This window comes from Paenibacillus sp. J31P316 (assembly GCF_056269105.1).
This window is the reverse complement of record NZ_JBWDNI010000003.1, coordinates 334,856-360,149: the sequence shown is the minus strand read 5'-3', so window position 1 is coordinate 360,149 and position 25,294 is coordinate 334,856. Positions and strand designations below refer to the sequence as shown.

At 56.8% G+C, this 25,294-nt stretch carries 19 protein-coding genes; 9 read left to right on the top strand and 10 right to left on the bottom strand.

Annotated elements, in window-relative coordinates; translation table 11 throughout:
- Window positions 1-83 precede the first annotated feature (83 nt).
- From AC0YNU_RS12700 to AC0YNU_RS12685, 4 genes are all read right to left on the bottom strand, one after another.
- Complete coding sequence (locus AC0YNU_RS12700) at window positions 84-956, bottom strand: carbohydrate ABC transporter permease (RefSeq protein ID WP_475756890.1); 873 nt, start codon at window positions 954-956, stop codon at window positions 84-86.
- Window position 957: 1 nt separating this feature from the next.
- The gene (locus AC0YNU_RS12695; protein ID WP_475756888.1) at window positions 958-1,830 is read right to left on the bottom strand and encodes a carbohydrate ABC transporter permease; all 873 of its coding nucleotides are present in this window, start codon (window positions 1,828-1,830) and stop codon (window positions 958-960) included.
- A 173-nt stretch (window positions 1,831-2,003) separates the two neighbouring features.
- Window positions 2,004-3,296 carry a response regulator gene (locus AC0YNU_RS12690; protein ID WP_475756886.1) on the bottom strand — a complete coding sequence of 431 codons (1,293 nt, stop codon included), beginning with the start codon at window positions 3,294-3,296 and terminating at the stop codon, window positions 2,004-2,006.
- 319 nt (window positions 3,297-3,615) lie between these two features.
- Window positions 3,616-5,439: a cache domain-containing sensor histidine kinase gene (locus AC0YNU_RS12685; RefSeq protein WP_475756884.1), complete on the bottom strand. Its 1,824-nt coding sequence runs from the start codon at window positions 5,437-5,439 to the stop codon at window positions 3,616-3,618.
- Between the two features lie 348 nt (window positions 5,440-5,787).
- Here AC0YNU_RS12685 and AC0YNU_RS12680 point away from each other — a divergent pair, with 348 nt between their 5' ends.
- The 4 genes from AC0YNU_RS12680 (at window position 5,788) to spoVB (ending at window position 14,064) form a co-directional block, all read left to right on the top strand.
- Window positions 5,788-6,936 (top strand): copper amine oxidase N-terminal domain-containing protein, encoded by a 1,149-nt coding sequence (locus AC0YNU_RS12680; RefSeq protein WP_475757964.1) that lies wholly within the window; start codon window positions 5,788-5,790, stop codon window positions 6,934-6,936.
- A gap of 123 nt (window positions 6,937-7,059) precedes the next feature.
- A complete protein-coding gene (locus AC0YNU_RS12675) occupies window positions 7,060-8,283 on the top strand; it encodes a GntR family transcriptional regulator (RefSeq protein WP_475756882.1) in 1,224 nt (407 codons plus the stop codon).
- A gap of 218 nt (window positions 8,284-8,501) precedes the next feature.
- Window positions 8,502-11,252: an alpha-mannosidase gene (locus tag AC0YNU_RS12670; protein ID WP_475756880.1), complete on the top strand. Its 2,751-nt coding sequence runs from the start codon at window positions 8,502-8,504 to the stop codon at window positions 11,250-11,252.
- A 1,261-nt stretch (window positions 11,253-12,513) separates the two neighbouring features.
- Window positions 12,514-14,064 carry a stage V sporulation protein B gene (gene spoVB / locus AC0YNU_RS12665; protein WP_475756878.1) on the top strand — a complete coding sequence of 517 codons (1,551 nt, stop codon included), beginning with the start codon at window positions 12,514-12,516 and terminating at the stop codon, window positions 14,062-14,064.
- A 136-nt stretch (window positions 14,065-14,200) separates the two neighbouring features.
- On the opposite strand, the gene AC0YNU_RS12660 is transcribed toward spoVB, so the two are convergent.
- Window positions 14,201-15,130, bottom strand: a complete 930-nt coding sequence (locus tag AC0YNU_RS12660) for a manganese-dependent inorganic pyrophosphatase (RefSeq protein WP_475756876.1) — start codon at window positions 15,128-15,130, stop codon at window positions 14,201-14,203.
- A 393-nt stretch (window positions 15,131-15,523) separates the two neighbouring features.
- Between AC0YNU_RS12660 and AC0YNU_RS12655 the strand changes: the two genes are divergently transcribed.
- The 5 genes from AC0YNU_RS12655 (at window position 15,524) to AC0YNU_RS12635 (ending at window position 19,722) form a co-directional block, all read left to right on the top strand.
- Window positions 15,524-15,826 carry a Dabb family protein gene (locus AC0YNU_RS12655; RefSeq protein WP_475756874.1) on the top strand — a complete coding sequence of 101 codons (303 nt, stop codon included), beginning with the start codon at window positions 15,524-15,526 and terminating at the stop codon, window positions 15,824-15,826.
- Between the two features lie 138 nt (window positions 15,827-15,964).
- Window positions 15,965-16,951 (top strand): lipoate--protein ligase, encoded by a 987-nt coding sequence (locus AC0YNU_RS12650; protein WP_475756871.1) that lies wholly within the window; start codon window positions 15,965-15,967, stop codon window positions 16,949-16,951.
- A gap of 39 nt (window positions 16,952-16,990) precedes the next feature.
- Window positions 16,991-17,221 carry a hypothetical protein gene (locus AC0YNU_RS12645; RefSeq protein ID WP_475756869.1) on the top strand — a complete coding sequence of 77 codons (231 nt, stop codon included), beginning with the start codon at window positions 16,991-16,993 and terminating at the stop codon, window positions 17,219-17,221.
- Between the two features lie 251 nt (window positions 17,222-17,472).
- Window positions 17,473-19,068, top strand: coding sequence for an MDR family MFS transporter (locus tag AC0YNU_RS12640; RefSeq protein ID WP_475756866.1), 1,596 nt, complete (start codon window positions 17,473-17,475; stop codon window positions 19,066-19,068).
- A 6-nt stretch (window positions 19,069-19,074) separates the two neighbouring features.
- Window positions 19,075-19,722, top strand: a complete 648-nt coding sequence (locus AC0YNU_RS12635) for a PadR family transcriptional regulator (protein WP_475756864.1) — start codon at window positions 19,075-19,077, stop codon at window positions 19,720-19,722.
- Window positions 19,723-19,908: 186 nt separating this feature from the next.
- Here AC0YNU_RS12635 and AC0YNU_RS12630 read toward each other — a convergent pair whose 3' ends face one another.
- The 5 genes from AC0YNU_RS12630 to AC0YNU_RS12610 all read right to left on the bottom strand — a co-directional run bounded on the left by AC0YNU_RS12630 (window position 19,909) and on the right by AC0YNU_RS12610 (window position 25,282).
- Window positions 19,909-20,610, bottom strand: coding sequence for an ABC transporter permease (locus AC0YNU_RS12630; RefSeq protein ID WP_475756862.1), 702 nt, complete (start codon window positions 20,608-20,610; stop codon window positions 19,909-19,911).
- A gap of 58 nt (window positions 20,611-20,668) precedes the next feature.
- Window positions 20,669-21,568: a glycine betaine ABC transporter substrate-binding protein gene (locus AC0YNU_RS12625; protein WP_475756859.1), complete on the bottom strand. Its 900-nt coding sequence runs from the start codon at window positions 21,566-21,568 to the stop codon at window positions 20,669-20,671.
- 14 nt (window positions 21,569-21,582) lie between these two features.
- Entirely contained in the window at window positions 21,583-22,242 is a 660-nt protein-coding gene (locus AC0YNU_RS12620; RefSeq protein WP_475756856.1) for an ABC transporter permease, read from the bottom strand.
- A gap of 3 nt (window positions 22,243-22,245) precedes the next feature.
- Window positions 22,246-23,388 (bottom strand): ABC transporter ATP-binding protein, encoded by a 1,143-nt coding sequence (locus tag AC0YNU_RS12615; protein ID WP_475756854.1) that lies wholly within the window; start codon window positions 23,386-23,388, stop codon window positions 22,246-22,248.
- Between the two features lie 565 nt (window positions 23,389-23,953).
- Window positions 23,954-25,282: an ABC transporter substrate-binding protein gene (locus AC0YNU_RS12610; protein ID WP_475756852.1), complete on the bottom strand. Its 1,329-nt coding sequence runs from the start codon at window positions 25,280-25,282 to the stop codon at window positions 23,954-23,956.
- Between the last annotated feature and the right edge of the window lie 12 nt (window positions 25,283-25,294).

The window sequence follows — 25,294 nt, the reverse complement described above, 5'->3', positions numbered from 1 at the left end:
ATGTGCGTATCTATGTCGATCATGTGCAGGTCTACGATGCGGAAAACGGTGTAGAAATGCGCCTGCCGCCGTAGAATCGCGCCTTATCCCTTCACGCCGCCCATGTGAAGCCCGCGGACGATGAACCGTTGGAACAGCAGGAACACGACGATCGGCGGCAGCATGACCATCGTCAGCATCGCGAATTTGACGTTCGTGTCGAGCCTGCGCACGTTGATGACGTAATTGTAGATCGCCGTGGCGAGCGGGCGCGTCTTGTCGGTATGCATGACGAGCGACGGCCAGAACCAGTCGTTCCACGCCGTGGAGAACACGAAGATCGCCAAGGTCGAGAAGATCGGAACCGACAGCGGCAGCGCGATGCCCGCGAAGAGCCGGACGTCGGAGGCGCCGTCGATGCGCCCCGCTTCGAACAGCTCGTGGCTGATGCCGTCGAAGAAGTTCTTCAGCAGGAGCAGGAAGAACGCGTTGGCGCCCGCCGGGAGCCAGAATGCTTGGAACGTGTTGAGCATGCCGAGGTCCTTCAGGTTGACGAAGTTCGGCACGATGTACGTCGTCGGCGGAATGAACAGGGCCGCCAGGAAGAAGAAGTTGATCGCCCTGCCGTACGGAATATTGAGCCGCGACAGGCTGAAGGCGGCCAAGCCGAGCACCGCGACGGTGACGACCATGTTGCCCGCGAAGATGATGAGCGTGTTCCGGAAGAACAGCGGCAGATCGATATAATTCCAGCCTTTCTTGAACGTATCGAACGTCCAGTGCTCCGGCAGGAAATGCGGCGGGAAGGAGTTCACTTCCACGTTGGATTTCAAACTATTGAACAGCGTCACCAGAATGGGATACAGCATCGATGCAACCATCAGGGTAATGACGAGCAGCATGATGCCGTAGACGACCCGGTTCGGCGTCTTCTTCAAATCGTAGCGGGATAGGATGCCGCGGTCAAAGCTCTTCATCTTAGTTCACCTCTCTGCTCGAAAGTCTATGCTGCAGCACCGCAAGTCCGCCAAGTACGAGGAACATCAACACGCCGAGCGAGGAAGCCGCGCCGTAGTCGAGTCTCGTGAAGGCGTATTTGACGATCAGCAGCGCATACGTCAGCGTCGCCTGGTTCGGGCCGCCGTCGAGCATCGCCATCTGGGATTGATAGCCTTGCGAGGTCGCGATGAGCTGTAACACGAACAGCAGCACGATAATGTTGCGGATGAACGGAAGGGTGATGTGACGGATGCGTTTCCATACCCCGGCGCCGTCGATCTCCGCCGCTTCGTACAGATCGCGAGGAATGCTGAGCACGGCCGCCAGATAGATCAGCATCGCCGATCCGAACTGCTGCCACGTCTCCATGAAGACGAGCGAGATCATGGACCAATTCGTATCGGTCATGAAGGAGACCGGGTCCTTGCCGAAGCTCGTGATGGTCGCGTTGATCGGTCCGACCGGGTCGTAAAGCCAGCGCCACAGACCGTACAACACCACGACGGGAATGACGTTCGGCAGGTAAGCCGCCACGCGGACGAACCCTTGGAACCGTCTCAGTTCGGAGATGGCGATCGCGAAGACGATCGGTACCCAGAAGCCCATGATCAGGCACAAGAACATGTAGTACAGCGTGTTCTTGACCGCCGTCCGGACGTCCGGATCGTGGAAGACCGTCTTGTAGTTGTCCACGCCGGCGAACGTGTTGCCTTTGACGAAATCGATGTGATAGAAGCTGTACACGAAGCCTTTGATAATCGGCATCCACAGGAACAACACGAAAATGACGGCCGCGGGCACAAGAAACAAATAGCCCCAAAGATGTTTGCGAAGTCGTGCGGTAATACGCATAGTGTCCCCTCTTTCATGCTCTTTCCCAGAAGAAACGGCTTCCGGCTCTCTCCGCGGGGAGGCGCCTTCGGACGTTCTTCTTGCCTATTCTCATTGTAGAGTCGCAGGCGCGGGCCGAACATGTGCAGATCTATGGGGATGGTAGGCGATATTACTCGTTGTTTTCGCGCTGCCTATTTCTTCAGCTCGGTCGGGCTGACGCCGAAGTATTTTTTGAAAATTTTGCTGAAATGCTCCGGCGACTCGTAGCCGACGCGCTCGGCGATTTCGTAACGGCGCAGGTCGGTATTCAGGATCAGCCTGCGGCTCTCTTCCATTCGCAGCTTGATGACGTACTCCCACAAGTTATGGCCCGTGTCCTTCTTGAACAGGTAGCTGAGGTAGTTCGGGCTGACATGGTTCTTCTGCGCCACCTCGTGCAGCGTGAGCCCTTTCTGGGCGTAATGCGCGTCGATGTACGCCTTCGATTTCTCGACGATCATGTTGTTCTGCGCGGTCATTTCTTCTTCGGTCGGATCCTGCGCGTAACGGCCGTAATTAAAGTCGCCGTAATAAAAGACGCCGAGCTCCTTGTGTTCCTCGTTCCACCGGATCGCCTTGGCCGCCTGCTGCCCGAGCTCGCCGATGAACGCGGCGCCGCGCAAAATCTGGCTGATGCCGACGACGCACGGCAGCCGCAAATAGTTCGAAATGTTCGTATGCAGGCTGCGGCCCAGCATATCGAGCTGATTGATCTTGTTCGTGCCGTTCTCCTCGTAGCGCGCATCGCTCCACTGAATGATGATGCACACCGCATCGTCGCCCGAATAGAACGCGACTGGGCCCCATTCCTGGTCGAGCAGCTCCATGGCGACGTTGAGCGCGGCGTACTGAAGCAGCTCGGACGAAAGGCCCAGCTGCACGCGGAAGACGGAATAATACGGCCCGGACAGATCCGTGCCGAACCGGGTTCTCAGCGCGGCGACGGTCGCGTCCGCGGAAGCGGGATCCGCCGTCAGCTTGTTCAGCCATTCGTTGCGTTCCGCGGACGGCTGCTCTAGGCGGAACTGCTCGCGGAAGCCGGCGAGCGTCTCGTCCTGCGACGGGATGATCTTGTTGACGCTCAGCAGCACGTTGCGCACGGAATCGAGGAATTGGTCGCCGTTCAGCGGTTTGATGAGGTAATCCTTTGCCCCGAGCCGAATGGCGAGCTGGGCGTATTGGAACGTCTCGTGCGCGGAGATGACGATGGCCTGCAGCCACGGCTTGATCATTTTGGCCTGATGCATGAGCTCGATGCCGCTCATCTCGCCCATCTGGATGTCCGTGACGAGCAGGTCGATGTCCTCCATGCGCAAATAATCCATCGCTTCGTAGCCGTTATGCGCCGTGAACAATTGCGATATGGCCAGCCCCGAGGAGCTGAGCAGGCTGCAGAGGCCTTTGCAAATCAACGGTTCGTCGTCGACGACCAGGATGTTGTACATCGTTAGTTCCCCCCTGTTTGAAAATAAATGCCAAGTGAGAATGCATGACCTGCGGTCAGTATGGGTCTCCACTCGCTGTTGTATTTCGAATTTCTCTGATTATATAAGTGAGTAGATGTAGAAATTCGAATACAAAGGCGACCGCTTGAGGTGATTGGTTTGCGTTCCCTGTCGGAGGACAGGGAATACAGCATTCACCGGCTTCGTAAGCATAAGCTTCGTTCCGACTCCATACTGACTCTCCGGTCACTTTCAACATCGAAAGTAATACATTCAATCCTCAAATCATACTTCTCAACGCCAGCCGGTCCCCGCCATCTCAAGAATTCAACGACTCCGCCTCCGGCAGCTCCTGCTCCTGCATGCGCGGCAGGACGATGATCGCGGTCGTGCCGTGCCCTTCGCGCTTCTCGTAGCGGATGCCGTAGCTTTTGCCGAAATGCAGTTGGATCCGCTGGTGCAGGTTGCGGATGCCGTAGCCGATCGACGGATTGCCTTTCTCTTCATTAAGAAGGCGGTGGATCGCGTCGAAATCGACTTTCTTGTAGCCGTTGTCCTCGACGCGGATCATCACTTTGTCGCCGTCCAGCAGGTTGGCCGAGATGAGGATTTCCCCGTCTTCGCCCATGTGGCGCACGCCGTGGATGATGGAATTCTCGATCAGCGGCTGCAGGGTGATTTTGGGAATCAGATTGTTCCGCAGCTCTTCCGGTACGTTCCAGCTGACCGAGAAGGTGTATTCGTAACGCTTCGACTGCAAGCTGATGTACGCTTTGGCATGCTCCATCTCTTCCTCCAGCGCGATCAGCTCGCGGCCGCGGCTCAGGCTGATCTTCATCAGCTTGGACAGCTCCTTGATCATCTCCGCGGATTCCGAATTGCCTTCGAGCGAGCTCTTCCAATAGATGCTCTCGAGCGTATTGTAGAGCAGATGCGGGTTGATCTGCTGGTAGAGCAGCTGCAGCTGCGATTCTTTCTCCTTGATCTCGCTTTGGTACTTATAATGAATGAGCACGTTCAGGCGTCTGGCCATGTCATAGAGTGCCGCGATCAGCTGGCCGACCTCGTCCTTGCGCCCTTTGCCCGGCGTCTCCGGCACGCGCCGGCCCGGCTCGAACGAACGGACGAAATGCGCGAGCCTCGTAAGCGGATTCATGAGCGATTGCCAGAAATAGAGCATGATGATGATCCCGAGCAGGATGTACACGACGGAAATTAACTGGATCACGCGCTTCAGTTCGTTCTGCTGCAGCAGGAGCGATTGCACCGGGATTTTGTAGACGAGCTTCTGCTGCAGCAGATGGTTGTCGTTGATGACATAGATGAATTCCGGCGTGATGATGTTGATCATGCCGTCCTGGTCCGCTTTCTTCGTGGCCGCTTCCGGCGGAAGCTGGAGCGTGGAGCCGATCATGCTCGGCGTCGTCGCGGTAAGCACGCGGTTCTGGCCGTCGGTGAAATAAATTTGTCCGTCCGGCAGCGAGACGCTCCGCAAGGACTCTTCTATTTTTTTGTCCATCTTGGTCGCGACCAGTACGCCGATGACGCCGTAATCGCTAATATTGGACACCGAGCGGATATACGCCAGCGTCGTCTGCGTCGAGAAGCCGATGTTCGTGCGGATCAGCTTCATGTACCCGTCGCCTTTCTTGGCGACCGCCTCGTCGAACCATTCGGGTTTATCTTGATCCTGGAAGAAATACACGCCCGTCTGGGTCATCGGAATCTTGGGCGCGAACGAGTAATAATTGTTGGGATCGTACACGTACAGGCTGTAGTAGACCGCCTCCCCGCCGTTGACGCCGATGGAATAGCCCGCGATAAGCTTGTCGAGCTTCGCGTACTCCTGAACCCGTTCGAACACGGTGTCCTTGGGATTCGGAATCAGCTGCTGCGTGAGCGGATTTTGCACGATCGTCGTCGTAATCTTCGTCACGGTGTCGATATCCCGGCCCAGCAAGGCGATGTTCTGCTTGTTCAGCTCCGCGTACGCATCCGTCACGTGGTTCTTCAGGATTTGCTCGGCCTTCGTGTTGCCATACCACTGCAAGAGCAGGATCGGGCTGACCATGACGACGAAGAGCAAAATAATTTGTTGTTTTACGTTCATCCGCGTAAGCGGATTCGTCATATAGCGTACCATGTCCCCCTGGTCTCCTTTGCTCCCGTACCGCTACCATAACAGACGGCACCCCCGAATCGTATGGCTATTTTTACCGAGATCAGGTGCGGTTCTATCGAGTTGGGCGTACGTTCACGATACCATATGAAGCGTTTGCAGACGATATGGTTTGTTCGGGCAAGCCATCATTTTGTGTACATCCCAATTTCAGGAATTTATACTATGAGCATGGCTATTATTCTCTCTATGAAATGAGGTTTTGTTATGAAAAAGATCACAGTCGCGCTCATCGCACTGCTCTGCGCCTTCAGCTTGTCCCTGCCGGCGACTCAGAAAGCCCAGGCGGCGCAGCCGACGCCCCGGCTTTAGCTGACTATCCCCTCCGTCAGCTCCCCTGCGGCGCTGTACATCGATGGCGCTCCGGTCAAATACACCCGCATCGCGAACAAAGGCAACACCGAGAACATGATCGCGCTGAGAACCGCGGCGAGCGCCTTGAAGCTCGACCTTAGCTGGGTGCCGGCAAGCAAAACGTGGCGTCTCACGAACGACGGCCATGTCATCGTCTTAAAGCAGAATGCCGCAACGGCTGTCGTGGACGGCAAGACGAAGGCGATGTCGATTCCGTTGACGAACGTGAACGGGACGTCGTATGTGCCGCTGCGCTTTATCGTCGAGGCTGGCGGAGGCACGCTCGAGGCGCATGTGGAAGGTATCTATTGGGCGTTATCCGGTCATCAGGAGGAATTGATCGGGTACGTTATGCGAGATCAAGTCGAGGCGCTTAAGCGGATTCTGAAGGACTGGCACGAGCTGACGATTCCCGTAAGCGTCGACGGAACCGTCCCTTACGTCTTCGTGAAAAGCACCGCGATGATTCAAGCTTTCCTGGATGCGGGCTTCCCGATCAATTATCAGGAATCTCCTTACGGAAATATCGTCATGAGGCAATCTCAAGACAGCATGCTGCACGAGGCGGCGATAATGGGTAATGTCGAACTTGCCGATTATCTGCTTGCGCTTGGCGCGGATGCCAATCTGCTGGACGATAACGGCTTCAAGCCGCTCGATGAGGCTTTATTAGGGAAAAGTCTTGCCGAGAAAGGACTAGGCTTCCTCTATGATCTCGAACCGGCTGAGGCGCTGGATCACTATAACAAGACTATCGAGCTGCTTCGTAAATTCACGAAGGCCGATATCTATTTCAAAGACAAGCTCGGACACATTCTCGCCTCCACCGACGATATCGTCCCGGGCTCCGTTCAGATCAGCGAGATCCGTTTTACCGCGGAAGGCGGCTATCAGGTCAGCATGACTTTCAAGGATCCGAAGAAGCTCGAAACCTTGACGAGCGAGCATGTCGGCGAAACGATCTCGGTCTACCTGAATGAGAAGCTTCTCTTGTCGCCGAGCGTCACCGCTCCGATCACGGGCGGGAATTTGGTCATCGGCGGCGCGATCGAGGAAGAGGATGCGAAGGAACTGGCAGCCGCATTCGATCAGGCGCTGTCCAGCTAACCAGACTGGGGATGCCCGTCTTCCTAGTGCCCAGAGCTCACCCGTCCTCTAGCGCAACCTATGCATTTGCCGTATACTATTAAAACATATCATAATGCTGCGGACATGCTCGGGAGGATAAACGTGACAGACCATAAGCCCCGTTATCAGATCATCATCGACTACTATAAGGAGCACATCGCGGCAGGCCTGCTGAAGGCCGGGGATAAGCTGCCGAACGGACCGGAGATCGCGCAGCAATTCGGCGTCAGCGCCATCACGGTCACCCATGCCATGCGACAATTGGAAACATTGGGATACGTGAAACGCATCAAGAAGGCCGGCACGTTCGTAACGGAACCGCTGGCTGGCCCATCGGCTGATTCGGCGCAGGGAGCACAGGCAGAAGGGCTAGGAACTGCACCGGCCGGACAGGCGCAAGACAGCGCATCGGCGGCAGCGGGAGGCGCTCCCCTGCCGATCCCCGTCATCTCGCTCGTCATGCCGTTCAACGAAAGCATCGGCTACGAGATGTTCCGCGGGGTCGAGGAAGAATGCGCGGAGCGGGGCTTCTATGTCACGTTTCACAACTCCAAATACGACGACGCCATCGAGCGCGCCATTATTCAGAAGCTCGCCAAAGACCGCGTGAGCGGCATCATCGTATACCCCGTCTCCAGCTATAAGAACATCGACGTGTTCGGCAGCCTGGCGATCGAAGGCATCCCTTACGCGCTGATCGACCGGAGCGTGGACGGCTTGGATGCGCCGCTCGTTATCTCCGACAATGCGGCTGCGGGCCGAAGTATCGCCTCGCATCTCATCGGGCTCGGACATCGCCGGCTAGCCTTCGTCTGCCCGGTATGGAACGAGGCCGTCTCCATCAGCGACCGCTACAAAGGGTATTGCAGCGCGCTCATCGAAGCAGGCATCGCGCCGAAGCCCGAATGGCTCATTACGCTGGATGCCGGTCAAGGACAAGGGCAGCCCTCGGTTCCCTCCGACGAATCCGGGCAGCGCAGCGAAGCCGAGGATGCCAAGCTGCTGCTGGACAAGCTGCTTGCCGTCGAGCCTGCTCCGACCGCGGCGGTCGTCGTGAACGACTACTCCGCCACTTATCTTCTGAAGGCCGCTTTGCAGCGGGGCATCGACGTTCCCGGCCGCCTGTCCATTACAGGCTTTGACAATCTTACTTTTACGGCGCATTTGGAAGTGCCGCTCACGACGGTCGAGCAGGATTTCCACGGCATCGGACGCGAGGCGGCGAAGCTCGTGCTGGCGCCGGCGGAGGAGCGGGCTGGCGCGAAGATCGTACTGCCCACCAAGCTGGTCGACCGCGAGTCCGCCGGAGCTCCCCATCGGAGCTAGCTGCTAGAACGGCGTAAGCTGCAAGTATACTTCATTCCAATTATCCGCAGAGCCCGCGAGCGAACCGTCTTACTCGCCCAACCGCAAGTCTCCCACATCCCGCAAGCTTCATGCTTGCGGGATGTTTTCATATCCGTTATTTACAGACGCCCGCGATCGGATTATGATTAAAACATATTTTATTATTCCATTCTATCTGAAAAGGGGTCTGCCTCCTCATGTCATCCACACAGCCCAAAGCCGTCATTCACGTCATCTCCCATACCCACTGGGACCGCGAGTGGTATATGCCTTACGAAGCCCATCATGCCAAGCTGATCCAAACGATGGACGAATTGCTGGCCGTCATGGACCGCGATCCGGAGTACCGCAGCTTCTATCTCGACGGGCAGACGATCGTGCTAGACGACTATCTGCAGGTCTATCCCGAGAAACGCGAGAAGCTCGTTCAACTCGTGCAGGAAGGCCGCTTGTCCGCCGGACCTTGGTATATTTTGCAGGATGAATTCCTGACGAGCAGCGAAGCCAATGTGCGCAACCTACAGATCGGCCACCGCGACAGCCGCGCTTTCGGCCCGGTATCGAAGCTCGGCTATTTCCCGGACTCCTTCGGCAACATGGGGCAGGCGGCGCAGCTCATGCAGCAGGCGGGAATCACGACGGCGGTATTCGGACGGGGCGTGAAAGCGACCGGCTTCAACAACAGCGTCTCGGAATCGCCGGATCTGGAGTCGCCTTATTCGGAGATGAATTGGGATTCGCCGGACGGCTCCCGCGTGCTCGGCATTCTGTTCGCCAACTGGTACAACAACGGCATGGAAATCCCCGAGGAGCCGGCCGCGGCCAAAGCCTTCTGGGATAACGCGATCGCGAGTGCTTCCCGGTACGCGTCGACGCGCCATCTGCTCCTCATGAACGGCTGTGACCATCAGCCCGCGCAAGCGAATTTGTCCGCGGCGCTCCGCACCGCGCGGGAGCTCTATCCAGATTACGAATTCATCCATTCGAATTGGGACGATTACGTCAAAGCGGTTCATGCCGATCTGCCGCCGGCGCTCAGCACCATTAAAGGCGAGCTGCGCGGACAGCGCACGGACGGCTGGTTCTCTCTCGTCAATACCGCATCGGCGCGTATCTACATCAAGCAGTTGAACCAACAGAACCAAACGATGCTGGAGAAAATCGCCGAACCGCTCGCCGCGTTCGCGCACGCGCAAGGCCGGCCTTATCCGCACGGTCTGCTGAATTACGCTTGGCGCACGCTGATGCAGAACCACCCGCATGACAGCATCTGCGGCTGCAGCGTCGATGAAGTCTATCACGAGATGAAAACCCGCTTCGAGAAGAGCAAAGGCGTTGCCGCTTCCGTGATCGCGGACAGCATGGCTTTCTTAAGCGGACAGATAGATACCACCGGCTTCGCGGCCATTGGCCATGACAGCGCGCCGTTCGCGGTGTTCAGCACGAGCGGATACGAAGGTGCCGGCGTCGTGACGGTGGAGCTGGAGCTCGGACGGCGGTATTTCAAGCCGGGCGAAGCGCAGGCGGAGACAGCCGCAATCGTCGGACGCGACACGACGGCACACGGTTACCTCGTCGATGCCGACGGCACGCGGATTCCGTTCGTAAGCGCCGATCTCGGCGTTCGGTTCGGCTATGATCTGCCGAACGATAAATTCCGGCAGCCGTATTTTGCCCGCGTCGTGTCCGTTACGTTCGAAGCGTCGGCCGTTCCGGCAATGGGCTACGCTTCGTTCGCCTGGATTCCTTCCGCTGGGGCAGAGAACGGACCGGCAGCCGCTTCGTTCGTTACGGCGACGAACACGCTGGAGAACGAATTCCTGCGCGTAAGCATCCAAACGGACGGCACGCTGACGGTACTCGACAAGTCGAACGGCCAGACGTTCGACGGTCTCGGCTATTATGAGAATGTAGGCGATGTCGGCAACGAATATATTTTCAAGCAGCCAAACGGCGATACGGCCATTACGACGCGCGGTCTCGCGGCCGACATTCGACTCGTCGAGAACGCTCCGCACCGCGCCGTTTACGAAATCACGCATACGCTCGACATTCCGGAAAGCGCCGATGAGCGGCTCCAGTCCGAAATCGCGACGATGGTGCCGTTCCTGGAGCGCCAGGCGCAGCGTTCGAGCAAGCGCGTTCCGCTGACCATCGTGACGCGCGTCGGTCTGAGCCGATCCGAGCGAGGTGTCCGCGTGCATGCGAGCTTCGTCAATCCATCCAAGGATCACCGTCTGCGGGTTATGCTTCCATCCGGCGTATCGGCGGCGAAGCATTATGCGGACTCCATCTTCGAAGTAGCGGAGCGGGCGACGGTTCCGAATCCGGAGTGGGTCAACCCAAGCAACTGCCAGCACCAAAGCGCATTCGTCGACGTGCATGAAGCGGGCCGCGGCCTGACGGTCGGCAACAAGGGGCTTAATGAATACGAGGTGCTGCGCGACGGCAGCGGCACGATCGCCGTTACGATTCTTCGCTCCACGGGCGAGCTGGGCGACTGGGGCGTATTCCCGACGCCGGATGCACAGTGCTTGGGCCATAACGAGGCGGAGTGGATTCTCCTTCCGCATGGCGGCGAAGAAGATCGATTCCGCGCTTATCAAGCGGCGTACGGCTTCCAAGTGCCGTTGCAAGCCGTCCAAACCGGCCTGCATGCCGGTCCGCTTGCGCCACAGCAAAGTCTGCTCAGCTGGAACAGCGCCGGCTCCGGCCTTGCGCTCTCCAGCCTGAAAGTCAACGAAGACCGCGGCGACTTGGTAGCTCGCTGGTATAACCTGTCCGGCGAGCCGAGCGAGCTGCGCGTCGGTGCGAACCGCGATGCCGCGCTGTACGAGAGCAACGTGCTAGAAGAAGACAACGGCGCGCGCATCGGCGAAGGCGGTTCCGCGACCGTTCCGGTGGCCGGCTACAAAATCGTCAGCATCGGCCTGAGCGCCGGCAAGTAAAATGCGAGCAGCACACTCGAATACTCACTGGAATACATGACGAAGAACCCTGAACCCTGGAGATCGCTTACCATAAGCGGTATCCAGGGTTCTTTGTTTTATTTTAACTCGGGGCATGCGCCTGCAAGTTACTTTTGCCGACCGCCCGCATATTTGCGAAATAGCGCATGTCGTGCACTTACGCCTCACCATGTAGTCGAATGGTTCACCCTCTTGCCCCCATTCCTCCTACTTCACCCGCCATGTAGTCGATTGGTTCACCCTCTTGCCCCCATTCCGCCTACTTCACCCACCATGTAGTCGAGTGGTTCACCCTCTTGCCCCCATTCCTCCTACTTCACCCACCATGTAGTCGAATGGTTCACCCTCTTGCTCATATTTCCCCTACTTCACCCGCCATGTAGTCCAATGGTTTACCCTCTTGCTCGCATTTCCCCTACTTCACCCGCCATGTAGTCCAATGGTTTACCCTCTTGCTCGCATTTCTCCTACTTCCCCCACCATGTAGTCGAATGATTCACCCTCTTGCCCCCATTCCTCCTACTTCACCCACCATGTAGTCGAATGGTTCACCCTCTTGCCCCCATTTCCCCTACTTCCCCCGCCATGTAGTCGAACCATTCACCCTCTTGCTCGCATTCCCCCTAGTTCACCACCATGTAGTCGAACCATTCACCCTCTTGCCCCCATTCCCCCTACTTCACCCACCATGTAGTCGAATGGTTCACCCTCTTACCCCCATTCCTCCTACTTCACCCACCAAGTAGTCGAATGGTTCACCCTCTTGCTCACATTTCTCCTACATCCCTCACCATGTAGTCGAATGGTTCACCTTCTTGCCCCCATTCCTCCTGCATCCCTCACCATGTAGTCGAATGGTTTACCCTCTTGCTCGCATTTCCCCTACTTCCCCCGCCATGTAGTCGAATGGTTCACCCTCTTGCTCACATTTCTCCTACTTCCCCCACCAAGTAGTCGAATGGTTCACCCTCTTGCTCGCATTTCCCCTACTTCCCCCACCAAGTAGTCGAATGGTTCACCCTCTTGCTCGCATTTCCCCTACTTCCCCCACCAAGTAGTCGAATGGTTCACCCTCTTGCTCACATTTCCCCTACTTCACCCGCCATGTAGTCGAATGGTTCACCCTCTTGCTCGCATCGCACTCTCTTCACCTGCTAGGCAAGCAATGCCGCCAGCTCGTTCGCATGCTTTTCCAAATGCTGAATACATTTAAGTATTCGATAAACAGGAGGACAATGCCATGGCTCAACGGGAGCAGTCGTTCATGCGAGGAACGATTGCCTTATCTGTCGCTGCGTTCATCAACCGTATTCTTGGCTTTATCAGCGGCATGTTCGTCGCTCGCGTGCTTGGAGCGGAAGGGATCGGTCTCTTGATGATGGCGCATCCGCTCGTGCCGCTCGTCATTACGATTACGGAGCTGGGCTTGCCCGTGGCGATCTCGAAGCTGGTCGCCGAAGCCTACGCGCGCGACGAGCGGTTGAAAGTAAGGCGCATCCTGCACGTGTCGCTTGCCGTCACCGGCGTGCTGAGCATCACGCTTACCGCCGTGTCGCTTCTGGGCTCCCACTGGATCGCCTCCATTATGCTGAGCGATCAGCGCGCCTATTATGCCATGCTCGCGATTACGCCAATCGCCCCGATCATCGCCGTCTCCGCCGTGCTGAAGGGGTACTTTCGCGGGATGCAGCAAATGAAAACGATCGCCGCTTCGGACGTGCTCGAGTATTCGGTGCAGATTGCCTGCGTGCTTGCGCTAGTCCATCTGCTCCTGCCTTACGGCATCGCTTATGCGGCTGCCGGCGCGATGGCCGCCTCCGTGATCAGCGAGGCGATCAGCCTGCTGTTCCTCATGACAAGCTACAAGCTTTACGGCGAAAAGCGGGTTCCCGGCGAGACGTGGGCGAGCCACTTGAAGCACGGCAAAAGCACGCTCGCCGAGCTGCTAAAGATCGGTCTGCCGACGACCGGCCAAGGCGTCATTCAATCGCTGTACAGCGCGTTCCAGCCCTTGCTCATCGCGACCAGCCTGGCCATGGCCGGCGTCAGCACGGCACTCGCCACCAAGCAGTTCGGCATGCTCGCCGGCTACGCGTTCCCGCTGCTGTTCATGCCCGGCTTCATTACGCAATCGTTATCCACTGCGCTCGTGCCGGCGATCGGCGAGGCAGCTGCGAACAAGAACGGCCTGCTCATGCACGAGAGGATGAATCAGGCGCTGACGCTGGGGCTGAAGGTCGGCGCGCCGGCGACCGTGATCTTGTTCGTTTGGGCCACTCCCCTCACGACGCTCATCTATAACGCGCCGGAAGCGGGCTTGCTGCTGAAAATCATGGCTCCCCTCTTCCTGATGCATTATTTCGACGCGCCGCTTCATGCGATCTTGCTCGGACTCGGGCGCGCAAGCGCCACGCTGTGGAACTATGTCATCTCCACGGCGTTCAAAGCCGTCGCCATACTGGTCTTCGGCAGCCAATTCGGCATCGTCGGCGTCACGTACGGCATCGGGATCGGTCTTGTCATGCAGACGCTGCTGAACTTCTTCTCGATATCCGGCTCGATCGGCATCTATGTGAACGTTCAGCCGTACATAAAAGTCGGCTTCTGCATGGTGCTGATGGCGTTAGGCGGCCGCGCAAGCCTCGACTTTCTGACTGCCGAAGGACTGCCGCAGCTGTGGAGCGTCGCCCTATCGATCACGGCTGCCTTGCTGCTCTACTTCCTTGCGCTCCTGGCGACGAATACGCTGAAATGGAAGCCATCGCGCCGCGCGAATACCATTCCGTGGTGAACCGGGCTGCGACACCCCCCTATATGGGGCAAACGGCTCCCCAATTCCGCTCCCTGCCCTGCCCTGCCCCAACCCTTCCGAACGCAAAAACCCCGCGCAGCCACCAGGCCGCGCGGGGTTTCCTTTTGCAAGATGCTTATTTGCTCAGCGTTTCCGTCAGGACGGGAACGATTTGCGATTTGCGGGATACGACGCCTTTCAGCACCGCTTTGTTGTCGTCAAGCTTCACGCCGTATGCTTCTTCGACGGCGCCGGCCTTGTTGCCGAGCGCCAGAGCAACGGAATCGTTGTTGAGGATATCCGTGACGACGAATACGAACAGGTCCAGGCCTTTGTCCGCGATGATCGCGTTCAGTGCCGCTTCGACTTCTGCTTGGCGGGAGAGAACGTCGTTCACGTCGACTGCGTTGACTTGCGCGATTTCGACCTTGCTGCTGCCCATCGTGAATTCTTTCGAATCCAGCGAGATCAGCTGCGCGATCGTTTTTTGGCTCAGGTCAGCGCCGGCTTTCAGCATTTCCAGGCCGTACGCGTCGGCGTCTACGCCTGCGATTGCTGCCAGTTCGCGTGCTGCCGCAACGTCTTCAGGCGTGCAGGTCGGCGATTTGAACAGCAGGGAATCGGAGATGATGGCGGAAAGCATCAGGCCTGCGATGCTGCTTTCGATCGCAATGCCGTTTTCTTTATACATTTTGTTCAGGATCGTTGCCGTGCAGCCGACTGGCTCGCAGCGGTAATACAGCGGGTGCGCCGTCTCGAAGTTCGCGATCCGGTGGTGGTCGATAACTTCAAGCACGCGTACTTTATCGATATCGCTCGCGCTTTGTTGGCGCTCGTTGTGATCAACCAAGATGACGGTGCTCGCTTCGTTCGATACCGTCTCTACGAGGCGCGGTGCGGCTACTTTGAATTGATCCAGCGCGTATTGCGTTTCGCCGCTGACTTCGCCGAGACGAATGGCTTCCACTTCTTGGCCGAGCTTTGTCTTGAGGTCTGCGTAAGCAAGAGCCGAGCAGATTGTGTCGGTGTCCGGGTTTTTGTGTCCGAAAATCAATGTTTTTGCCATTTGAATACTCCTTATACCGTTAAATTTTTGGGGCGCCGGCGACATGAAGACCGCCGCCCGATAAATCCCTAAGCGCTATTATACCTGTAAATGCCGCGAATTCCTATTCCATTACAGGTAAAAAACGCGGACAGCCCCTATTTTTCACAAAAAATTACGGAGCTTCTGCCGCCGGAGGCGCGCCTCGATGATCATGCATGCCAAAAGCAAGCAAAAAGCCCGGACAGAACCGCCCCCATGTCAGGCCAATCCATCCAAGGCTTCGATCTTACCGCTATTCAGCTTCGGATAGGACAGTGTTATCTGACTCGTCCGCAAAACTGGCCCAGCAGCCTCCTTCCCGTATATAATGAAGGCAAGTCCATCCAAACGATTATTGAGGAGCGTGTCAACTTGTACGAGCATCTCGTCATTTTCAAATTCAATGCAGCCATCACGCCGGAGCGTGAACAGGAATTGGTGGCTAAGCTGCTGGCTTTCAGAGGACGTATTCCCGGCATCGTCGACATCACGGCAGGCCTGAACGTTACCGAGGAAACGGCTAACATTCACGGCTACTCTCTCGGCCTCCGCGTGACGTTCGAGAGCCAGGAAGCGCTTCGCTCCTACGGTCCTCATCCGCTCCACCAGGACTTCGTCAGCGGACTGTCCGGCATCTTGGAGAACGTAGTGGTCGTCGACTATCCGGTAAACTGATTCCGGGCCCGCACGGCTGCTGGGCGGGAACCCGATCCGTCCCCATAATGGAAAGAATACGAACAGCCCGGCGGCTTCGCCGGGCTGTTCCTGTCTGCTCCGTGGCGGTATAATAGAACGTAAGGAGTGAGATCAGACATGCTATTTATCGACAACGGCAACAACCACGATCCGGCTTGGAATTTGGCGCTCGAGGAATACGTGCTGCGCCACTTGGCAGGCGAGCAGGACTTTCTGCTTTTCTATATTAATGAACCGTCCATCATCATCGGCAAGAACCAGAATACGGCCGAGGAAGTGAACGCGGCATTCGTCGAGGCGAACGGCATTCACGTCGTCCGGCGCTTGTCCGGCGGGGGCGCCGTCTACCATGACCTCGGCAACCTCAATTTCAGCTTCATCACCAAGGATGACGGCAAGTCGTTCCATAACTTCCGCAAATTCACGGAGCCAGTGGTCGAAGCACTGCATAAGCTCGGCGTGGAGGCAGAACTGTCGGGGCGCAACGATCTGCAGGTGGGCGAACGCAAAATTTCCGGCAATGCGCAGTTCGCGTCCAAAGGCGTCATGTTCAGCCATGGCACGCTGCTGTTCAATTCGGAAGTGGATGCGATCGTCTCGGCGCTGAACGTCAACCCGCTCAAGTTCGAATCGAAGGCGACCAAATCCGTTCGAAGCCGGGTCGCCAACATTACGGAATTTCTGAAAGAACCGATGACGATCGGGCAATTCCGGACTTTCATTCTGGCATCGGTCTTCGGCGACGGCGAAGTTGCGGAATACCGGCTAAGCGAGGCCGATTTGGCCGCCGTCGGCAAGCTTGCGGACGAGCGTTACCGGAGCTGGGACTGGAACTACGGCCGGTCGCCGAAATTCAACGTCCGTCAGACGAAGCGGCTGTCCGCCGGCACCTACGACGTTCGGCTGTTCGTGGAAGGCGGCATCATTGCCGAGGCTTCCGTGTTCGGCGATTTCTTCGGTACCGGCGAAGTCTCGGACGTCACGAACAGGCTCACGGGTGTCAAATACGACGCCGCTTCCGTCGCCGAAGCACTCGAGGATATCGATCTGACCGTCTATTTCGGGCCGGTCGACCGCCAGGAATGGCTTTCGCTGTTGTTTTAGACTGAATCGCTAATTAAGACGCATGGGAGTGGAGAGAAGATGAGCCGACCAGAAAACGAAAATGTCACCTCCTTCAAAGCGCTGCAGCTCTGGAGGTCGATTCCGCAGCAGTACCGGGACAAGCTCGTACGCAACGTCTTCTGCGGCAATTGCGGCGGAGCGGTTGAAATCGTGGATTACAGCATCCGGGAAGAGAAATACGCGCTGCTGCTGACCGGAAAGTGCCGGACTTGCGGCAAGCCGGTCGCCCGTGTCGTCGAGAACGAATAGAGCGATCCGCGAATGACGGAGCGATTGGATGAATGAGCGATTGAATGCTTATCCTATGGAGAGCGGTCGGTTTTCTGCTTGCAACAGCAGAGGATCGGCTGCTTTTTTTCTTGCGGACGCTCCCATAGCCGATCATTTTCCGGGAAATACTAAATGACAGAAGCTTTACGCAACTTTATGTTGTCATCCACTCAAATTTGAGTATAATGAACAATGGATATTCAAATTTGAGTATGTCTCAAAAGAAAGGGATGACAATATTGGACGCAAATCGCAGCAACGTCAAGCTGGTCATTGCAGGCCTTATGCTAGGCTTGTTTATAACGGCGCTTGACCAGACGATTGTATCAACTGCCATGGGCACCATCATCAAGCAGCTGGGAGGACTCGATAAATTCATTTGGGTCTATTCCGCCTACATGATCGCGATGGTCGTCTCCACGCCGATCTTCGGCAAATTGTCGGATATGTACGGACGCAAGACGTTCGTCTTGGCCGGTCTCGTGCTGTTCATGCTTGGCTCCGTGCTATGCGGAACGGCACAGAACATGGAGCAGCTCATCATATACCGGGCCATCCAAGGGATCGGCGGCGGAGCCATAATGCCGATCGTATTCACCATTATCTTCGACCTGTTCCCAGCCGAGAAACGAGGCAAAATGATGGGCCTCTTCGGCGCCGTATTCGGCATCTCCAGCGTATTCGGTCCGATTCTAGGTGGACTGATCACGGACAATATCAGCTGGCGCTGGATTTTCTACATTAACGTACCGCTCGGTATTCTGTCGCTGCTGTTCATCGCGAGAGCCTACCATGAGAACAAGAACACCCGCAAGCAGGTCATCGACTGGCTTGGTGCCATCATGCTGACCGGCTTCGTCCTCTTCCTGATGTTCGGCCTGGAGCTCGGCGGCACGGACGGCTGGGCGTGGGGCGCCGTCAAAACGATCTCGCTCTTCGTCGCTTCCGGCTTGTTCCTCATCGCCTTCCTGCTCGTAGAGCGTGCTGTCAAGGATCCGATCATCAAGCTCAGCTTGTTCAAAAATAACGTCGTGACGAGCAGCATGGCCATCAGCCTCCTGTACGGCGCCGTGATGATCTCGACCGCATCGTACATCCCGCTGTTCATCCAAGGCGTCTTCCATAAGACGGCCACGCAGACGAGCACCGTCATGATTCCGATGATGCTCGGCGTCGTGCTCAGCAGCCAAATCGGCGGACGCGTCGTCACCAGGTTCCGCTACCGCGACGTCATGCTCGTATCCGCCATCATGCTCATCGTCGGCACGGCCTTGCTCGGATATGCCATGAACGACGAGTCCAGTCGTCTCGTGATCTCGCTCTATATGATCGTCGTCGGCCTGGGTATCGGCGTGTCGTTCTCGCTATTGAACATTTCCACGCTCAACGCCGTGCCGCCGCAATACAAAGGCACATCGTCGTCCTTGATCACCTTCTTCCGCACGATCGGCTCCGCGCTCGGCATCGCGGTCTTCGGCGCCATTCAGAAGTCCTCGTTCCAAACGAATATCGCAGACATGCCGAACATGAATCCGCAGCTCGCGGAACAGATTAAAGGCGGTCAAGTGCTGCTCGATCCGGAGATGCAGCAGAAAATGGGCCTTCCTGCCGAAATCGTCAACAAGCTGCTCGCCCAGTTCTCGGATTCGGTCATTTCGATCTTCCAATGGGCGGTCATTCTGCCGGTCGTCGCGATCGTCTTCGCGATCTTGCTGGGACGCGCTCGTCTGGAAGTCAGAAAAGCCGGCCAAGGCGCTCCCGGCGCAGCAGCAGGCAAGCCGGGTTCCGATGGCGGCAAGGCAGAACCTTCCATGCAAGGGAGATAACACACGATGTCCATGAGGCTCTTGATTTTAGGGCTGTTAATGGAACGCGAGCGGCATCCTTACGAGATTCGGCAGACGATCAAGCTGCGTAATTGGAATGAATGCTTCAAGCTGCGCGACGGATCGCTGTACTATGCCGTCGACCAGCTGCGGCAGGACGGACTGATCGAAGCAGCGGAAGTCGTCGCGGTTCCCGGCGACAATCGGCCGGACAAAACCATTTACCGCATTACGGACAGCGGCCGCGAAGCGTTCCTCCTGCTGCTGCAGGAGCAGTTCAAATTAACGTCGTACCCGCAGCATCCGTTGTTTCTGGCGATGCCGTTCGTGCGCCACGGCCAAAGCGACAAGATCGAAGTACTGGTGTTGAAGCAGCTGGAAGACTGCGAAGCGCGCATTGCTCGCATGAGAGCCATCCTCGAGCTGAAGGGGGATCTCATCCCCCGCGGCTCCTCGCTCATGATCGAAGGCTTCATTCAATTCGGCGAGACGGAGAAATCCTGGCTCACGCAATTGCTCGCGGAAGCGCGCTCCGGCAAACTGTTCGAGTCGCATCAGATGACGCCGGAGCAGATCGAAGCGTATGTCGTCGGCTTAAAGGAATTCGAGAAATCGTATCCTCCGGATGCGGTGAAGGACGAGAAGGACACTTAATCGGCAAGAAGCCGGTTCGCATGCAAGCGCAGGTTCGCACGCAAGTGCCGGTTCGCACGCAAGACAAAACGCGTTGATCGCGATCCCCCGAAGGGACGCAATCAACGCGTTTTTGCATTCACATTCGTATTCCCATTCGCATTCCATAAGCACAATACGGTTTCATCTTCATCCCCGCGATTTGGCTTATACTTTGGCCTGCGCCTCGGGCACCGAAGGAAGGGCGTTCTTGGAGCGCCTGCGGTCCACCCTCAGCTTGCGCTGAAGGATGCCGAGCGCAATGTCGGCCGCGATCGCGAGCAGCGCCGCGGGAACCGCGCCTGCGAAGAGGCGCAGCGTGTTCCCGTTGTTGATGCCCGCATAGATCTCTCTGCCAAGCCCGCTTCCACCGACCAGCGGGGCGATCGTGGCGACGCCGATCGCGATAACGGCGGAAATGCGCAGCCCCGTCATGATATAGGTCAAGGCGAGCGGGAACCGAATATGGAAGAGAATTTGCATCGCATTCATGCCTACGCCGCGTCCCGCTTCGATATAACTCGGGTTGATCTGCTGCAGCCCGATATACGTGTTCCGCACGATGGGATTCAGCGAATAGAGAAACAAGCCGACGGTTACCGTCGTGGATCCGAGACCCATAAGCAGCAGGAGCAGGACCAGCATCGCTAAGCTCGGGATAACCTGCAAGATATTCATGACGGCCAGAATGACGCGAGCCAGCGCGCGGTGACGCGTGCAGAGCGCGCCCAGCGGAACGCCGACGAGAAATGCAAACCCCACGCCGGTGAGCACCATCATGATATGCTGCACCAAGTAGCCGAACAGCATACCGGAGTTGCGCTGCATGTAAGCGATGAAATCCCAAAACGTTAAATGAGGCTCAACCATTCATGGATCCTCCTTTCCTTCTATTATCGAAGTCACGCTCTTACAATGTCGTTCTTCATTATGCTCGGAGCAGGCCGACCCGCTTCAAATAGGCGAGCGCGACTTCTCGTTCGCTCTTCTTCTCGATGTCGACTTCATAGTTAAGGTCGATCATCGTCTGTTCGTCGATCGTCCCGATCAGCTCCGACACGGCATCCGTCACGCCCGGATACTTCTTGGCGGCATCGTCGCGAATAACCGGCGAAGCGTCATAAGGCGGGAAGAAATGCTTGTCGTCCTTCAAGGTTTTCAGCTGATAGGCTTTAAGTCGCGAGTCGGTGGAGTAAGCAAGCACGATATCGACTTGATCCTGGGCGACCGCTTTATAGACGAGACTCAGTTCCATCGGAAACGTCTTGCCGAACGTCGTGCCATAATACGCGGAGAATGCAGGGTAGCCGTCCGAAGCTCGCTCCAGCCATGACGTATCGACGCCAAGGCGCATGCCCGGCGCATCCGCTTGAATATCGGATATATTCTCGTACCCCTTGGCTTTCGCAAGATCCGCCCGTACCGTAAACGCATAGGTGTTCTCGAACCCCAGCGGGTCCAGCCAATCGAGAGCGTAATATTTCTTGAAACCTGCCTGCGCTTGCGCCAGTACCTGCTTGCGGTCCTTCGTATCCTGAATCGGAAAATGGTTATTGAAGATTTCGCCCGAGTACAGTGTCCCCATCTGAAGGTCGTTTCGTTTGATGGCTTGCAGCACGACCGGGCTCGACGCGAGATCCGGAATGATCTCCACGTTAACGTCCGTCCGATCCTCGATCAGCGCTTTGTACATTTCGGCTAAAATCTTCGTTTCGGTAAAGGTCTGTGCGCCGATCGTGAACGTATTGCCCGTTCCGCATGCACCGAGCATCATCGCCATCGCACACAGGACGAGCAGCGTTATCGTTTGGTTCAGTTTCGCAATCATTCTTCTCCTCCATGTTAGATCGTCATTCTCCTTGCTCCGCCGAACCGCCTGGTCAACCATTTCTCCAGGATGCCAAGCAGCTGATCCACGAGCAATGCGAGCAAAATCGCGCCTAGCGCGCCCGTCACGATCAGCTCCGGCTTGTTGACCGCCATGCCCGATACGATCAGCTGGCCCAGGCCGCCGGCGCCGATCAAGGTCGCCAGCGTCGCCCAGCTGATGATATAGACCATCGTCACCCTGATGCCTGACATGATGTAGGGCAACGACAGCGGCAGCTGTATGAGCAGGATGCGCTGCATCGTTCCGTATCCCATTCCCCTCGCCGAATCGAGCACGTTGCGGTCGACGGATTCGAAGCCGTCATAGGTATTGCGCAGAATCGGCATGATGGCATACAGCAGCAGCGCGACGACCGCCGGCTTGGTGCCGATTCCCATGAGCGGGATAAGCACGGCAAGGAGCGCCAGGCTTGGCACGGTCTGCAGCAGATTGGCGACGAAGAACACGCTGACGTTGATCCATTTCACTCGGTTATACACGAGCGCGATGCCGAGCGGTACCGCGAGGACGGTGCCAAGAAGAATAGCCGTGAGCGACAGGGCCAGATGCTGGCCCAGCGCATGCAGAATGTCGGAGCTGCGTTCCTGCAAGAAAGACCAATAAGCAGCCATTCGTTACACCGCCTCCTCGGAAGTCGGGAGGATCTCGGCCAGATGGCGCACGATGCTGCCTCTCGTGACCAGCCCGACGAGACGATCCTGGTCGTCGATAACGGCCACGTGCGAGAGCTGATTCTGACTCATCATCTCGACCGACTCCGACAGCAAGGAACCGCTGCGAACGAAATAACGGACGGGCTTCATGACGTCGGCCACCGTAATGTTCTCGTCTCCGTAGTGCTCCAGCACGTTATAGATCGACACGATGCCTTTCAGCAGCCGCTGCCGGTCGATGATGAACAGCGTGTCGACCTTGCGCCGTTCCATAATGGTAATGGCTTCTGCCAGTCCCTTGTTGGGATAAGCCGTAACGGGTTGGTTCACCATGACCTCGTTCACGGTCGGGCTGTCATAGAGGTGATCCTCCTGATGCAGTCGTTTCTGTCCGATGAAGGAAGCCACGAATTCATTGGCGGGATACCGCAATATGCGCTCCGGCGTATCGCTTTGCACCACTTCCCCGCTCTTCATGAGGACGATTCGGTCGGCGATCTTAAGCGCCTCGTCCATGTCGTGCGTGACGAAAATAATGGTTTTGTGCAGCTCCTGCTGCAGCCGGACGATCTCGTCCTGCAGCTGCTCGCGGCTGATGGGATCGAGCGCGCTGAACGGCTCGTCCATGAGGATGATATCCGGATCCGCCGCAAAGGCGCGGATGACGCCGATGCGCTGCTGCTGGCCGCCGCTCAGTTCGGACGGATAGCGGTCGCGGTACGTGTCCGGCTCCAGCCCCACGAGCTTCAACAGCTCGTCGACGCGCCGCTCGATGCGGTCGGCCTTCCATTTCTTCAACCGAGGGACGACCCCGACATTCCGTCCGATCGTCATATGGGGGAACAGGCCGATGCTTTGAATGACATACCCGATGTCGCGCCGCAGCTCGACGGCATCGATCTCGCGCGTGTCCCTGCCATTAATCAAGACCGAACCGCTTGTCGGCGTGACGAGATGATTGATCATTTTCATCGTCGTTGATTTCCCGCAGCCGCTTGGGCCGATCAGGACGGTCAGTTCGCCCTGCTTGAATTCCAAATTGATATTTTTCAAAGCTTGATAACCATCGGCGTACACTTTATTGATGTTTTTCATTACAATCATGCAAGTATCCGTCCTTTACAACTTTACTTTTCCGAATAATGGATTTTAATTATTTATTCATCCTGATAAAAGCCCCAATTATTCGGATGAGGCAATAAGCAACCATCTAAATTAACCAGATGCAATGAATTTTAATCATGGAAAATAATGACTTGCATGCTGCAGCTTCGGAATCCTGCCGGGCAGTATCCCTCTCTCAACCGGCTATTCCGGTCCCGCGCGGACCGACAGAGCCCGAACAGTCAAAAGACCACTTGCTTAACAAGTGGCCTTCGCGTTCTACGAGCTGAATTAGCAAATGCAGGGATGCATCCTGTCCTCTCGGCATCCGTCTTCTTTAAAAAACAAAGCCGCCTGACCCCGAGTACTGCTAGGGTCAGGCGGCTTGTTGTTCCTCCCACGATTTGCGATGGAAAAGGGACCGGAGGTCGGTATGAATTCGGAGCAGCGCCAGCGGTCGCCTTTGTAGTCAGATATTAACCTCTACTCACTTACCTAATCAGAAATATCCGAACTACAACAGCGAGTGGAGAATCATACCGACCGAAGGTCTTGCTCTTAATCGCTATTTCTTCACAATATCAGCGACAGCTTTATCAAACTTACCAAGCAGCTCATCTGCTTTAATTCGTTTGCCCATGTAATCCTGCATAGCCGCACCGAATTGCTGCGTGATACCATCCGGGAATCGGTCCCACTGCCATCCTTTGACTTGATCCGGATGCGCCGCCGAGAAGGCCGCGAAGTCTGCGCCGATCTTGCCGATGGCGGCAGGGTCAGCCGGAATGGACGTGATGGACGGAATGAATTTGAAGTCCGTCGCGACGAATTTCTTGCCTGTTTCGGACGTCGCCATCCAGTTGAGGAACGCTTTGGCCGCGTCCGGGTTCTTGGACTTATTGTTCACGACCCAGTTGCTCGGTACGCCCGTGAACACGTCCGGCTTGCCGTCTTCCGTCGGTACCGGCATCAGGCCGAGGTTGAGGTCCGGGTTCACTTCATCCACCATGCCTTGAATCCAGTTGCCGTGCTGGATCATCGCGTATTTGCCTGCGGCGAATTCGGCGACCTGCGTGTTGTAGTCCGTCGTCAGCGCGGCTTTTTGGCCGTTCGCGAACATGATGTCCACGAGGCGAACCCATGCTTTCGTGTGCGCGTCGTCCTTGAACGTCTTCGTGCCGGCTTTCACCGCGTCGATGAAGGCAGCAGGATCAGCCTGCGTCGCGTTCGCGATGTTCAGCGTGTGAATGCCGAGCGACCACCATTCGTTCGTCAGCGCGAAAGGAATAATGCCGGCTTCCTGCAGCTTCTTGCAGTCCGCTTCCAGCTCGTCGAGCGTTTGCGGCAGTTCCGTAATGCCGGCTTTCGCGAATAGATCTTTATTGTACGTAATGCCGTACGCTTCGAGGTTCATCGGCATGCCGAGCAGCTTGCCGTCGCGGGTAATTTGGGCGCGGGCAGCTTCCACCAAATCTTTTGCCCATGGCTCGTTCGACAGATCCACCGCGCGGTCCGCGTAAGGATCGAAGCCGGACCAGCCGGACGACGTAATGATCTCGGGCTCTTCGCCCGCAGCCAGCTCGGCCTTGAGCAGCGCGCTGTAGTCTTCGCCGCCGCCGTGCGTTTCGACTTCCACCTTCACGCCGGTCTCTTTCTCGTATTCTTCCGCCATTTTGGCAAGCGCATTCGAAATTTCGACTTTGAATTGGAATACTTTAATCGTGATGTCTTCTTTCGGCTTGTTTGTATCTGTCGCCGTGTTTGCGTTCGTCGCGGCATTGCCGGCATCGGCTGCGTTGCCGCCTGCCGCGTTATTCGTGTTACCCCCGTTGTTGCTGGAACATCCACTTGCGATCAAAGCGGTCGCAAACGTAAGTGCAAGAATCTTTTTCATGGGTTACCTCCC